This window comes from Bacteroides neonati (assembly GCF_000499785.1).
In the GTDB taxonomy this organism is placed as follows: Bacteria; Bacteroidota; Bacteroidia; order Bacteroidales; family Bacteroidaceae; genus Bacteroides; species Bacteroides neonati.
The window spans coordinates 499,247-513,955 of sequence record NZ_HG726023.1 but is presented as its reverse complement, the minus strand read 5'-3'; the positions used below and the strand labels follow the sequence as shown (position 1 = coordinate 513,955).

General features: G+C 47.2%; 12 protein-coding genes and 1 riboswitch. Of the genes, 5 read left to right on the top strand and 7 right to left on the bottom strand.

All coding sequences use genetic code 11. The annotated features are described in order from the left end of the window. The first annotated feature begins 725 nt into the window (after positions 1-725). The 5 genes from trhA to TY03_RS14735 all read left to right on the top strand — a co-directional run bounded on the left by trhA (position 726) and on the right by TY03_RS14735 (position 6,583). Positions 726-1,382, top strand: coding sequence for a PAQR family membrane homeostasis protein TrhA (trhA, locus tag TY03_RS14755; protein ID WP_148335671.1), 657 nt, complete (start codon positions 726-728; stop codon positions 1,380-1,382). Between the two features lie 111 nt (positions 1,383-1,493). Beyond that, a riboswitch (cobalamin riboswitch) is annotated at positions 1,494-1,682 on the top strand. Between the two features lie 35 nt (positions 1,683-1,717). Then, a complete protein-coding gene (locus TY03_RS14750) occupies positions 1,718-4,111 on the top strand; it encodes an anaerobic ribonucleoside triphosphate reductase (protein WP_042371260.1) in 2,394 nt (797 codons plus the stop codon). Positions 4,112-4,121: 10 nt separating this feature from the next. Continuing rightward, on the top strand, positions 4,122-4,583 hold the full coding sequence (gene nrdG, locus TY03_RS14745) for an anaerobic ribonucleoside-triphosphate reductase activating protein (RefSeq protein ID WP_042371258.1): 462 nt from the start codon (positions 4,122-4,124) through the stop codon (positions 4,581-4,583). Between the two features lie 45 nt (positions 4,584-4,628). Beyond that, positions 4,629-6,023, top strand: a complete 1,395-nt coding sequence (locus TY03_RS14740) for an MFS transporter (RefSeq protein ID WP_042371255.1) — start codon at positions 4,629-4,631, stop codon at positions 6,021-6,023. Between the two features lie 77 nt (positions 6,024-6,100). Further along, entirely contained in the window at positions 6,101-6,583 is a 483-nt protein-coding gene (locus TY03_RS14735; RefSeq protein WP_042371253.1) for a YkgJ family cysteine cluster protein, read from the top strand. Positions 6,584-6,661: 78 nt separating this feature from the next. On the opposite strand, the gene TY03_RS14730 is transcribed toward TY03_RS14735, so the two are convergent. The 7 genes from TY03_RS14730 to murA form a co-directional block, all read right to left on the bottom strand. After that, the gene (locus TY03_RS14730; RefSeq protein ID WP_042371251.1) at positions 6,662-8,062 is read right to left on the bottom strand and encodes a DUF5723 family protein; all 1,401 of its coding nucleotides are present in this window, start codon (positions 8,060-8,062) and stop codon (positions 6,662-6,664) included. Between the two features lie 23 nt (positions 8,063-8,085). Next, positions 8,086-9,171, bottom strand: coding sequence for a DUF4621 domain-containing protein (locus TY03_RS14725; protein WP_042371248.1), 1,086 nt, complete (start codon positions 9,169-9,171; stop codon positions 8,086-8,088). 247 nt (positions 9,172-9,418) lie between these two features. Beyond that, on the bottom strand, positions 9,419-10,774 hold the full coding sequence (gene rseP, locus TY03_RS14720) for an RIP metalloprotease RseP (RefSeq protein WP_042371246.1): 1,356 nt from the start codon (positions 10,772-10,774) through the stop codon (positions 9,419-9,421). A gap of 16 nt (positions 10,775-10,790) precedes the next feature. Then, a complete protein-coding gene (locus TY03_RS14715) occupies positions 10,791-11,963 on the bottom strand; it encodes a 1-deoxy-D-xylulose-5-phosphate reductoisomerase (protein WP_042371245.1) in 1,173 nt (390 codons plus the stop codon). Between the two features lie 3 nt (positions 11,964-11,966). Then, entirely contained in the window at positions 11,967-12,827 is an 861-nt protein-coding gene (locus tag TY03_RS14710) for a M23 family metallopeptidase (protein WP_042371244.1), read from the bottom strand. Continuing rightward, positions 12,827-13,363, bottom strand: a complete 537-nt coding sequence (gene rimM / locus TY03_RS14705) for a ribosome maturation factor RimM (protein WP_042371243.1) — start codon at positions 13,361-13,363, stop codon at positions 12,827-12,829. Before rimM ends, TY03_RS14710 begins: the two co-directional genes overlap by 1 nt. Further along, on the bottom strand, positions 13,360-14,664 hold the full coding sequence (gene murA / locus TY03_RS14700; RefSeq protein ID WP_042371242.1) for a UDP-N-acetylglucosamine 1-carboxyvinyltransferase: 1,305 nt from the start codon (positions 14,662-14,664) through the stop codon (positions 13,360-13,362). The genes rimM and murA overlap by 4 nt, the downstream gene beginning before the upstream one ends. Positions 14,665-14,709: the final 45 nt, after the last annotated feature.

The window sequence follows — 14,709 nt, the reverse complement described above, 5'->3', positions numbered from 1 at the left end:
TAGATGGAAGGTTCCCATAAATGGTAAAAAGCACTTATGGTCGAATCTTCCTTTATTAAATAGCAACAGATCTTTTAATAGTGTTAAGCATTGTTTCTTTCCCCTATTTTTCAATATACAACAATACGTAGTTTTGATATAGATGAATACGTATTCTTTGGTGTATTAACTACGTATTTAACAGACCTTTAAAATAGTACTTTTGTAAACAAGGAAAAGCAAATCTTCACAACCCCTAAAAAACAATATAAAACACTTATATTCAAAATATTAAATATACAGAGTCCTGTTTTTATTTTTCCTGGTTAATACGCATCTTTTACATTCCTAATCAGTTATTCTTAGCAAGAGACTTATCTCTCTGGCAACTTTCTCTACCCTATTATCGAGATATCAATGCATAGCCAACAGCCTACAATTTCAATAAAGCTCACCATATATCTAAGTAAGGATAAATAATAGATATTTGTAGATGTTCTTGTCCTTTGAACAAAAGTCGGTGGCGTTTTTCAAAAAGGCCGCCGACTTTTTTATTTTTCCCGCGGGCTTTTTCAAAAAGCTCTACACCTTTTTCACCTCTTGATTACAGCTTTTATTTGACCGATCAAGGCTTGCAATCCTGATAGCAAATGAAAGATTTCGATTTTTAAAGAAAGAATAAGAAATGATTTCCGAATATTGACGTACCTTTACAACCTTTTAAAATAACAAAGACCATACAACTCGTGAAGAAAGTCAATCATAGATACTCTCGGGGCGAAGAGCTAGCCAATACCCTAAGCCACGCAGGAGGCATTATACTTGGCGTGATAGCCGGAATCATTCTTATCTATAAAGCTGCCATAGGAAACACCCCGTATTGGGCAGTAGCTTGTGTTTCTATTTATCTGGCAGGGATGCTCTCCTCCTACCTCTGTTCGACTTGGTATCACGCTAGCCGTCCGGGCCCTCGAAAGGAGCTGCTTCGTAAATTTGATCATGGAGCAATTTATTTACATATTGCAGGCACGTACACTCCCTTTACGCTATTAGTGATGCGCCATGCCGGCGCGTGGGGATGGAGCATTTTTGCTTTCGTATGGCTGTCGGCAATCGTCGGATTCATTTTGAGTTTCACCCGATTGAAAGAGCACAGTAATCTCGAAACGGTTTGCTACGTAGCCATGGGTGGTTCTATTTTAGTAGCCATGAAGCCGCTACTCGATTGCTTATCGGCCATTCATGCCACGGCTTCTTTCTGGTGGCTCATTGGTGGAGGAGCCGCCTACATTGTCGGTGCAGCCTTTTATTCACTACGTAAGCCCTATATGCACTCGGTTTTTCACCTCTTCGTCCTCTTGGGAAGCATTGGGCATATCATCGCTATTTGGATGATTTTATAAAAAAGAAATAGCTAAAAGTTTTCCAAAACGGAAAACTTTCTGTATCAGACACAAAGAAAAGTTTCCCGAAATTAATTATTCAAACCAAGCGAACCTATCAATATATCCATTATCTTTGTATCCAATTCCGGTACTAAAAAGAGGTTTAGTGATAAGGGAACGCCGTGCAAATCGGCGACAGTACCCGCTGCTGTAATTCTCAAAGAATCCGTACATAATGCCACTGCATCGAACACCGGTGTGGGAAGGCGATACGAGGGAGAGATAAGTCAGAAGACCTGCCGGAGGAGTTAAAAACATAATATTAATTTCTAAAACTTTCGGGAGTTAAAGTCATGAACTACGCTGAAATTTGTATCATCAAACGCGATGGTAAAAGAGAAGATTTCTCTATTAGTAAGATTAAAAGTGCGGTAACGAAGGCATTCAATGCCTCCGGCATCACCGAAGAGTCTTCATTGGTGGCCGACATCACCATGAATGTAATCAACAAGTTTGCTACCCCTACGGTAACGGTCGAAGAGATTCAGGATTTAGTGGAAAAGGAGCTGATGAAGGTACGTCCCGAAGTGGCCAAAAAGTACATTATCTATCGCGAGTGGCGCAACACCGAACGCGAAAAGAAAACTCAGATGAAACACGTCATGGATGGCATTGTGGCCATCGACAAAAATGATGTAAACCTGAGCAATGCCAACATGAGCAGCCATACCCCGGCCGGACAGATGATGACTTTTGCATCGGAGGTAACCAAAGACTATACCTATAAATACCTGTTGCCGAAACGATATGCCGAAGCGCACCAGTTGGGCGATATCCACATCCACGATCTCGATTACTACCCCACCAAGACGACTACCTGTATTCAGTATGATATGGACGATCTGTTCGAACGTGGGTTCAGAACCAAGAACGGCAGCATCCGCACGCCGCAGAGCATTCAAAGTTATGCAACGCTGGCCACAATCATCTTTCAAACCAATCAGAACGAGCAGCATGGCGGACAATCGATTCCGGCATTCGACTTCTTCATGGCCAAAGGAGTAAGTAAGTCGTTTCGCAAGCATCTGGCCTCGTTCATCAGTTTCTATATTTCGATGAATGGCGGACCGGTGGTCGAAGAAAAGGCCATTCGCGTGTTGGCAGCCGAACATATATCCTCGATCATCCCTGCCGAACTCGAAAAAGAGACATTCCGCATGGCACTCACCGCGCTGCAAATCAATATTGAGAAAGAGCACCTGAGCCACATCATCGAAAAGGCGTTTGCTCAGACACGAAAAGATACCCACCAAGCCATGGAAGGCTTCATTCACAACTTGAACACGATGCATTCGCGTGGAGGAAACCAGGTCGTATTCAGCTCCATCAATTACGGAACCGATACGTCGGCCGAGGGACGCATGGTGATCGAAGAGCTGCTCAAAGCCACCATCGAGGGCTTGGGCACACGGGGCGAAGTACCCGTATTCCCGATCCAGATATTCAAGATCAAAGACGGTGTATCTTATTCGGATGCAGATATGGCGAAAGCAATGGGCGATTTCGAAGCTGCCGAATCAGGCAACATGAAGTTCAGTACACCCAACTTTGACCTCTTCCTGACCGCTTGCCGCACAACGGCCAAGGCATTGTTCCCTAACTTCATGTTCCTCGACGCACCGTTCAACCAAAACGACAAGTGGGATGCCGCCGACCCGAAACGTTATCGCTACGAATTGGCAACCATGGGTTGCCGCACGCGTGTATTCGAGAACGTAGCCGGTGAGAAATCATCACTCGGACGCGGAAACCTTTCGTTCAGCACCCTCAACATGCCGCGCTTGGCGATCGAAGCCCGCATCAAAGCCGAAAGCATGGTCGAGGACAGCCACAACAAAAATGCAGTGGAGCAGAAAGCGAAAGAGCTCTTCATCGAGTCGGTACGCGAAATGTCGGTATTGCTGGCCGAGCAACTGTATGCCCGCTACCAATACCAACGCACGGCACTACCCCGTCAGTTCCCCTTCATGATGGGCAATGATGTATGGAAGGGCGGAGCTGCCCTTGATCCGACCAAAGAGGTGGGCGATGTATTGCGCAGCGGTACACTCGGCATCGGCTTCATCGGCGGACACAACGCCATGGTGGCTCTATACGGACAAGGACATGCGCACAAACAGCAGGCATGGGATACCCTGTACGAGGCCGTCATGGAGATGAACCGCGTAGCCGACGAGTACAAGGCCAAATACGACCTCAACTATTCGGTACTCGCCACTCCGGCCGAAGGGCTTTCGGGTCGTTTCACCCGCATGGACCGCAGAAAGTACGGTAGTATACCGGGAGTGACCGATAAGGATTATTATGTAAACTCTTTCCACATCGACGTAACCGAATCGGTGAGCATCACCGAGAAAATTAAGCTGGAGGCTCCTTTCCATGCCATCACCCGCGGCGGACACATCACATATGTAGAGCTCGACGGCGAGGCGCAAAAGAACATTCGCGCCATTGCCAAGATCGTCAAAGTAATGCACGATGAGGGAATTGGCTACGGTTCGATCAACCATCCGGTTGATACGTGTCATAACTGTGGCTACAAAGGGGTTATCTTTGACAAATGCCCTGTTTGCCAAAGCGAGAAGATATTGCGTATGCGCCGTATCACAGGATATTTGACCGGAGATTTAAACTCGTGGAACTCTGCCAAACGAGCCGAAGAGAAAGACCGGGTGAAGCACCAATAATGTGAGGTTCATGAATATTCTATATACCTATCCCGAAACCATTGTCGACGGAGAGGGTATCCGCTACTCGATCTATCTGGCCGGTTGCAGGCATCACTGCGCCGGCTGCCACAACCTCGAAAGCTGGAATCCGCAAGCGGGTTCGGAGCTGACGGAAGAGCGTATATCGACCATCGTCCGCGAAATAAATGCCAATCCGCTACTCGACGGTGTGACGTTCTCGGGGGGCGACCCTTTTTTTGATCCCGAGGCTTTGTTGATACTCATTCAGCGAATCAGACGGGAGACGGGGCAGAATATCTGGTGCTATACGGGCTATACGTACGAAGAAATTATGGCCGATGCCCGTCTGGCAGCGGTGCTCGAATACATTGACGTGCTGGTCGAGGGGCGATTCGTCAAAGCACTCTCTTCTCCTTATCTGGAGTTTCGGGGCAGCAGCAATCAACGAATTATACGACTGAAACGATAAACAACACTCTCTTTTGTTTGTTTTCTATCATAAAACCATCTCTTTATGATCAAACAAGCAACTTCCGGAGTCAACGATACCGACGGGCTTCCTGTTCGACAACGAATAGGAGCCATCGTCGGAATTTCGTTTGCACTGACCATGGCTGTGCTCGATGTGAATATCGTGAACGTGGTACTGCCTACTCTTTCGAGCGACTTCGGCACCTCTCCCTCCATCACGACCTGGATCATCAACGGCTATCAGTTGGCGATTGTCATTTCACTGCTCTCTTTTGCCTCGCTGGGAGATATCTTCGGATACCGCCGTATCTTCTTGTCGGGTATCGGTTTGTTTTGCATCACCTCACTTATTTGCGCTTTGTCCGACTCTTTCTGGACACTGCTTGTGGCACGCATCTTCCAAGGGTTTAGTGCATCGGCTATCACCAGTGTCAATACGGCACAGTTGCGCAGCATCTATCCGCGCGCACAAATCGGCAGAGGCATGGGCATCAATGCCATGGTTATCGCCATTGCTGCCGCTGCCGGCCCATCGGTTGCCAGCGGTATTCTTTCCATCGCTTCGTGGAACTGGCTGTTTGCCATCAATATCCCGCTGGGCATCATTGCTCTGATACTGGGAGCTAAGTATTTGCCTCGCAAAGAAAAGCGTTCTCCGGGAAAGTTCGATCGCATCAGTGCGCTGGCCAACGCCATTGTTTTTGGGTTGTTGATCTTTACCCTCGACGGCTTTGCCCATCACCAGCGTTGGGAGCAGTTAGCACTTCAGGGAGTCATCATCGTCGTGGTAGGCATCTACTACATTCGTCGACAGCTGGGAGAGCCTTCTCCCCTATTGCCCGTCGATCTTATGAAGAGTCCCATTTTCAGCCTATCCATCATCACCAGTATTTTTTCTTTCACCGCACAAATGCTGGCAATGGTTTCGCTGCCTTTCTTCTTGCAAAGAACGCTGGGACACAGCGAGGTTATGACGGGTTTATTGCTCACTCCCTGGCCAATCGCCACATTGATTTCGGCACCGATCGCAGGATTTCTGGTCGAACGGCATGTGAACGCCGGCATACTGGGCAGTATCGGCATGTTGATCTTTGCCGCCGGATTGTTCTCACTCTCGACACTCACCAGCGCATCAGCCGATAGTACCATCATTTGGCGATTGGCAGTATGCGGTATCGGTTTCGGTCTGTTTCAAACGCCCAACAACAGTACGATTATCTCCTCGGCTCCCACCAATCGTTCGGGGGGTGCGAGCGGTATGTTGGGCATGGCGCGTTTACTGGGGCAAACGTTCGGAACAACGGCCGTGGCACTGCTCTTTAGCTTCGTTGCACAAGGCAAGAGTACGGCAAGTTGCCTGTTGGTGGGTGGTGCTTTTGCAGTAGCAGCCGCTATCATCAGCGGGCTGCGCATGGCCGGTGCAAAGACGCAGCACTGAAAAGTCGTTAAACTTTAAGACAAGCATTTCGACAACTGATTTTTAATTGTAGCTTTGCAGCCTTAATATAATAATGTATGGATGTAAACTCCCTCCCCGAAAAAGCAAAGAGAGTAGAGAAAGAGAGCAAATCATTTTTTAAAGCCATCAAGAAGGGACGCCTTCGCGAATTGGACGACACGATACATGTGCTGCATGAAGAAGAGTTTCGTGTTACCGACTGCCTGGAGTGTGCCAACTGCTGCCGCACCTTGGGACCGCGTATCACCGACAAAGACATTGAGCGCATCGGGAGCAGCCTGCGCATGAAGCCTGCCGAGGTGATAAACACCTATCTACGTATTGACGAAGATGGCGATTATGTATTCAAAGAGATGCCGTGCCCGTTTCTGGCTGCCGACAATTATTGCTTTATCTATGCAGACCGCCCCAAGGCCTGCCGGGAGTATCCGCATACCGACCGGAAGAAATTTCACCAAATCCATGCATTAACGGTGCGCAACGCTTCGACCTGCCCTGCGGTATTTAATATCTTGGAACGGCTAAAACGGGAGTTTTAATAGAAAAACGCATGCCCTGCCCCCTTGAACTTTATGCTCAAGGAGACAGGGCATGCCAATCTGTTTTCGTTTGTACGCTTATCTTCTGCTCAACGGAACGCTGATACCGAAATAGAAGTCGGCAGCGGTACTCTTGACCGGAATAAATTCCGACGAAACCTTGGTCAACATATAGTCCGAACCGACAAAGAAGTTGATCCAGCAAGGAGAGAAGTTCAGCGCCAATCCATAGGTTTGGAATTGACTATGGATAAAGGAGTAACTCAATGCAGCCTCGAACCAGTTGATAGGGCGATAGCTGGTAGAGAGTGTAAGCTCTGTATAAGCCTTGGGCTGATAAAAGCGGGTGCTCGACAAAAGCCCGAAGGTGAGTTTATCTTTCAACAGTTCATATTCGCCGCCGATATTGAAGGTACTTCTCAGCATGGTTGTGCGTTTCTTCCGACCTTGTTCGCGGAAATGAATCAAGGCTTCAAGATCATCGGTCATCGAATCGAATTGATCGCTTAGGCTGGGTTTATCGGAAGCCGACTCATTGACCACCAAATCGAACCCGTCAAAGTTGAAATTGCCGTTGGCCACGCCATGCACCCCTTTTCCCCAACTGATAAAACCAAAGTCGAGCAGTGCAGCCGAAAGGGTGATTTTGTCTGTCAACCGATACGAAGCACCCAGATCGATACCTGCACCGTAGCCGGCTATACCCCCACCATCAACATCGAAACCGTCGATATAGGGGTTGCCTTCGTTGTCTAATTTTTCTTTGGTTTTCAATCCTTTTACCGAAGCATTCATCGTACCTTGCGAGGTGATGTTCCACTGTCCGGCATTCATCACAGCGTGCAACTGATCGATCTGTGCTTCGGCCGATCCGCCTCCCAACAAGAACTTAAACTTACCACCGACCGTCAACTTATCGTTGATGGGACGCGAGTAGCCTACGCCCGCTTCCAGATAAGCCTCGGCTGTACCTTTCAGGTTGTTGATATCATAAGTAGTACCCTCCACTCCGTTGCCTTTCTTCATGAATTCGAACAAGGTTTTGGGTGCGCTCATACTGGCATTGGATTTCAGCGAAAGATCGACCGACCAAAACCCTTGTCCCGAATACCAACCGGCACCGAGAATCTGTGTATTCACACTGGTATAAATACGATTGTCCGTTTTCAGTCCTCGCAGAAAATCATCGGTATTGACCGACGGATCTAAAAACAGAACGGTTTCATCGCCCTTGGGGTAAACAAGCTGATCGAGCGTCAGTCCGTTGGTCGAGAACGAAGGGTTCATCATGCCCAACACCGGAATAGAGACATAGCCCCGTTCGGGTCTGAATGCAGGATTCTGCAAGGTTCTAACCGTAGAACTTTTCATGAAATACGAAGTTCGAGACTGCTGAGCAGCCAATTCGCCGGCACCTGCCGAACAGCATAAGATAGTAGCCAGCAATGCCGACTTATAGTGAGTCAATAAATTCTTCATAGGTGTTTTCTCTTGCTTTGAAATTATAGTTTAATGCCTCCGGTCGTTTTTAACTTAAGTACCATCGTCACTTTCTGGTTCTTATTCAAATAATGATCTTTCACCGATGAAGTGATATCACTGGGTCGACCAAAGAGAGCAAACTCCAATTCGATATTGCATGCAGTTTTCATCTTGGGCATATCTTTTGGCTGAAAGGCGAAAGAGACCTCTTGCGGTCCAACGCCTATTACTTTCTGCGTGGGCAAGTCAATATCGAGACGCTTGCCTTCGGCATCGGTAATATACATTTTCACATCGATATTAAAAGGAAGTTCATTATCGAAGGTTCCGTAAATAGTAGTCGTACCCGAAGAGAAGAGGTAGTCGACCAGCGACTCGTCAAAAGCATTCTTGATCGTTTCTGTGCTCTTGGCACGGAACTTCTCGGATGGAATAAAAGGTAGATCGAGCGTATAGTCGAAACGCGTGATATCGGTAATGCCTGCACCCACAGAGAGTATCGTAGCCGCAACATCCACCTGCTGAGGCGTTCCCTCAATCAGCTTATCCAAGTCTTTTTTGATTGTGACCGAATAAGAAGGAGATTCGAGTGCAAAGGCAGAGGTCGTTGTAAAAACAGAGCCCGCTGGCGATTCATATATTCCTTCACTGCCTGTCAGCTTCAGCGAACCATCAATTAGACCGCTCCCGATTACATTACCTTTGATCGTAAGCGATGGATTTTCGAGGCCCAATACAAAATTATCGGGAAACATCTCATGCAACCCATCTATCCGAAAGCGAACAACCGGTAGCGCAATACCTCCGGCGGGTATCAACGAGCTTCTAAGTCCGGGAACCAGTTTCGGCACATCTACAAAGTCTTCAAAACGCATGTAGTAATTGCCTTCGGGAGTCGTTTTCAACTCGACAACTTGCTCCAGATCAATTACCTCGTCTACCTTGATCACTCCGGTACCCAAGGGAATAGACCACTCATTGCCCACTGTTATATCATCGGTATTGAGATCGCCCAAATTATACTTGCTGTCTACGCAAGACGTAAAAAAACTCAAAGCTACGATCCATGCATATTTGCCGACTCTCATATTCGTATTCTTCACCATTTATAATCGTTTTTGTATTATTTAAAATCGTTGCAAAAATAATCATTTATTCACATAATTCATCTATTTTGATAAATTATATTTATCAAAATACGTTTCCGAATCAATCTATATCAATGGATTATAGAAGAATATTGAAATATATCTGTAATATAAAATGCCAATTGGATGTTTCAAACGTATTTGTTGAAACATCCAATTGGCATAAGCAGGAGATTCATTCTCCTATATGGGAATAGCGATACGACTAAAAGAAGTACCGAAGAATATCATTAAAGTTCGCCCAGATAAGCAGACCGAATAGCAGGAACATACCCACCATTTGAGCATACTCCATGAACTTATCGCTGGGTTTGCGGCGAGCTATGATTTCGTAGAAAAGGAACAATACATGACCTCCATCGAGAGCTGGAATAGGAAGAATATTCATAAATGCCAGTATGATGGACAAGAAGGCTGTCATGTACCAGAACTGATGCCAATCCCAGGTAGCGGGGAAGATACTACCAATGGTTCCGAAGCCACCCAACTGTTTGGCTCCCTCTTTAGAGAACAGGTATTTCATATTGCCCACATAGCCTTTGAGGGTTTTCACACCCAGCTCAACACCGGCGGGGAAGGAGGAGATAAAGCTATAGTTCATCTTCACCACAGGCAGCAAACGGCCGGTATTCATCACCGGAATAGCTCCGATATGAAAAGTGGAATCGGTAAGCAGAGTGATCGTATCGGTTACACCGGCACGCACATACGTCAGGTTAACAAGGTGCGGGTTCACGCTATCGTTGCTCAAAGCAACCGCATTCTTCTGACGATCTGCCATTGCCATTTTAAAGTCGGCAAACCCGACCGATTGTCCGTCGAGCGCAATAATACTGTCTCCGGGCTGCATACCTGCCAGCATGGCGGGCGACTGAGCCATCAGACTGTCAACGACAAAAGGATAGCGAAAGGTGGCAAAACGAACACTGTCACCCATCAGACGCTGCATCATACCTTCGGGAATAAACACAGAAGCTTTGACACCATTGCGCAGCACAGTTACTTCGCGGGCATCAGCTATCTGGGTAATCAAATCGCCGTCATAACGAACAAAAGGCACACCATCTGCCGAAATCAATACATCACCATCACTGAAACCTATCGATTTGGCTGTTTCATTGAATTGCATACCCAAGGGTGCTTTCTGAACCGGAACGTACTCATCGCCCCAGGTAAACAAAATCATCGAATAGATAAAAAGCGCCAACAGGAAGTTGAACAATACACCACCCACCATAATAAGCAGACGCTGCCAAGCCGGCTTAGAGCGAAACTCCCAAGGCTGTTCGGGCTGCTTCATCTGATCGGTATCCATCGACTCATCGATCATTCCGGATATTTTCACATAACCACCCAGCGGCAGCCAGCCAATGGCATATTGAGTGTCGCTCTTACGGGGCTTAAACTTGAACAGCGTAAACCAAGGATCGAAGAACAAACAAAACTTTTCGACACGTACTTTAAATAAACGAGCAAAGAGAAAATGTCCACCCTCGTGAATAATAACGAGCAACGAAAGGCTCATAATAAGTTGTAGGGCGCGGATTAAGAATGTTTCCATTTATTTGAATTATGAATTATAAGTTATGAATAAATTGAGTGGCCATACAGCGTGCTTCGGCATCGGTAGCCACATAGTCATCGTAAGTAGGTGTCGAAATAAAGCTAACGGCATCCATCGTACGTTCAATAACATCGCTCATGCCCAAGAAGCTGATGTGATCGCGCAGAAACGCGGCCACCACCACCTCATTGGCAGCATTGACGATGCAAGGCATATTTCCTCCACGATACATGGCCTCGTATGCCAGAGCGAGGTTACGAAAACGTTTCGTATCGGGTTGTTCGAACGTCAGGTTGGTGCATTTCGTGAAGTCCAACCGTTCGAATGTGGAGGCAACGCGATCGGGATAAGAGAAAGCATACTGAATGGGCAGACGCATATCGGGCAAACCGAGCTGGGCTTTCACTGATCCATCTTCAAATTGCACCATCGAATGAATCACCGATTGCGGATGAACCACCACCTCGATCTGACTGGGCTGTAGGCCAAAGAGCCATTTGGCTTCGATCACTTCAAACCCTTTATTCATCATCGAAGCCGAGTCGATGGTGATCTTAGCTCCCATCTCCCAATTGGGGTGTTTCAGTGCTTGTGCTTTGGTTACGTACTGCAACTGCTCGAGACTACAAGTGCGGAAAGGACCACCCGAGGCGGTGAGTATCACCTTTTCGATCGGATTGCCGATCTCGCCTGCCAGGCATTGGAACACCGCCGAGTGCTCCGAATCGACCGGCAGTATCGGGGTACGAAACTGCTGGGCAAGCTCATTGATTAGTTCGCCTGCTACAACCAGCGTCTCTTTATTGGCCAATGCAACGGCTTTACCGGCACGAATGGCGTTGATGGTCGGCTTCAAGCCGGCATATCCTACCATGGCAGTCAGCACAATGTCGATCGGTTGTGATTCGACAATCTGACACAATGCCTCGCTACCGGCATACACTTTGATGGGCAGGTCGGCAAGCGCATCCTTTAACTGATGGTATTTTTCTTCATTGGCAATCACCACCGCTTCGGGCTGAAACTTGCGTGCTTGCGAAATCAGCAGTTCTACTTTATTAAGAGCTGTCAAGGCATACACCTCGTAGCGTTCGGGATGCTGTTCTATTACCTGCAAGGCTTGTGTACCGATTGAGCCGGTAGAGCCGAGAATGGCTATCTGTTTCTTCTTTATTTCTTTATTCATGGGTTAGAATACAATGTACTTTTCAGGATTAACGGCACGTCCCTTATGCCACAACTCAAAGTGCAGATGAGGGCCTGTGGTCAGTGTTCCTGTATTTCCTACCAGCGCAATGGCTTCACCTCCCTGCACTTTGTCGCCTACGTTTTTAAGTAGCGACCCGCAGTGTTTGTAAAACGAAACAAAATCCTGATTGTGCTGTATACCTATCACATAACCGGTTTCGGCGGTATAGTTACTAAATACAACAGTGCCGTCGAGCGTAGCAAGTATGCTCTCTTTGGGATCGGCGGCAATATCGGTTCCGAAATGTTTCTTACTCTCATCGAAATGACCCGAAATCATTCCGCGGGTAGGTCTGTAAAAAATAAGTCCATCCACATCGGGTTGCGAAGTGATAGAGGTTAGGTTATACTTCTCCGTTTCTTCATACTGACGACGAAACTCAGCTTCGCGTTCGGTTCGTTCCATGAGTGAGTCTTCGCGCATATTAGTCAACGAGTCAATAGACTGTACTGTGTCTACACTCACCTTACCGTTAAAAATATCTTGAATATTCATCACGTAAAGGTTTTGCCGATCGAGTAGCTTCTGTAACGAATCTACGCGCAAAGCATTCTCTACAATCTGCGCACGCACCTCACTGTTCATATAGCCGGGCAGGTAATTGCGCAAAGGAGTATAGGCGATAATAACGGCTGCAATCAGGAAAAGAACCGTTAATACGGATAATAACACAGAAAGGCCGTTGAGCTTGGATACATGAATACCTACCACCTCTTCGAGTGTATTCTCGTTAAAGACGGTAAGTTTGTACTTAAACTTAAAGTTATTCCAAAAGACTTTGCTGCGTTTTCTCTTCGGCATTATACTTCCTCCACTTCGTCAAGCGATAACAGCCCTTCGGGCAGATCGACTGTCACTAATTTCTGTTCTTGATCAACTCCTACAATAAACGCTTCCTGGGCAGGCACTAAGAGTTCTTCGCCGTCTTTCTCGACCACGAACAAGGTGTTGACAGTGGTCGTATCCACATCCACAATCTCACCCAAAGCACCGTGTTGTACATCTTCCATACGGAAGCCGACAAAGAAGTCCCACGACAGATCGCCCGGAGTTGCTTCTTCGACAAACCGTGCAGGAAAATACACTTCGACATTGGTAAACATGCGCGCGCGCTCGGTAGTGTCGATTCCTTCGAGTTTAATCAGCGCGGTAGAATCGGAACGGAAACGGTACTCTTCAATGAAGAAAGGCACGAAGATTCCGTCGAGCTGACAAATGAGATAATCGCAGTCGGCACGGTCGAAAATATCGTCGGTAAAGGTGAACGATAACTCTCCATGTATGCCATGCGGCTTATTGAAAAGTCCTATTTTATATACTTCTTCTTTTCTTATCATATACGTGTTATTCGGGCGCCTATAGCATTGAGCCTACCTTCAATATTCTGGTAACCCCGATCTATCTGCTCGATATTATTAATACAGCTGGTTCCTTCGGCACTCATGGCGGCAATCAGCAGAGCGATACCTGCCCGGATATCGGGCGAAGTCATATTGCCTCCACGCAGCCTGAAGCCATGGTTGTGTCCAATAACAACAGCCCGATGAGGATCGCAAAGAATAATCTGTGCACCCATGTCAATCAGTTTATCGACAAAGAAAAGGCGGCTTTCGAACATCTTTTGATGAATGAGCACGCTGCCTTTGGCTTGCGTAGCCACGACCAGCAAAACGCTCAATAGGTCGGGTGTCAGACCCGGCCAGGGGGCATCGGCGATGGTCATAATAGACCCGTCGATAAATGATTCGATCTGATAGTTTTCTTGTGCTGGAACGTAAATATCGTCTCCGCGCTGCTCGAGCCGGATGCCCAGACGGCGGAAACTCTCCGGGATGATACCCAGATTATCGTAAGAGACATTCTTTATCGTCACTTCGCTCTTGGTCATGGCTGCCATACCGATAAAACTGCCCACTTCAATCATATCGGGCAGAACGGTGTGGGTGGTACCCCGCAGTTCTTCGACTCCTTCGATAGTGAGTAGATTAGAGGCGATGCCACTAATTTTCGCTCCCATGCGATTCAGCATTTTGCATAACTGTTGCAGGTACGGCTCGCAAGCAGCGTTGTAGATGGTAGTCACTCCTTTGGCACGTACGGCTGCCATCACAATGTTGGCCGTTCCTGTTACCGAAGCTTCATCGAGCAAAAGGTTTGCACCGTGCAGTTGGTCGGCTACAATTTCGTAAACGCCTCTTTCCGTATTGTAATGGAAGTCGGCACCCAGATTCTGTATGCCCACAAAATGGGTATCGAGGCGGCGACGACCAATCTTATCACCTCCGGGTTTGGAGATTAATGCCTTACCAAAACGGGCTACCATCGGTCCGATCAACATGACCGAGCCACGAAGACTCGAGCATTTCTTTAAAAACTCATCGCTTTCGAGGTATGTCAAGTCTACATTATCGGCCTTGAAGCTATACGTATTAAGCCCCAGATTCGCTACCGTTACCCCCATATCTCTCATCAGTTGAATGAGGTTGTTAACATCCAGGATGTCGGGAATATTACTTACAGTTACTTCCTCAGCTGTTAGCAACGTAGCGCAGATAATCTGCAACACTTCGTTTTTGGCACCCTGCGGATGAATCTCTCCACAAAGTCTGTGCCCCCCTTCGATTACAAATGAAGCCATATTGTTGATTTCTGAATGATGAATGGTGAGTACGACTCACCACTA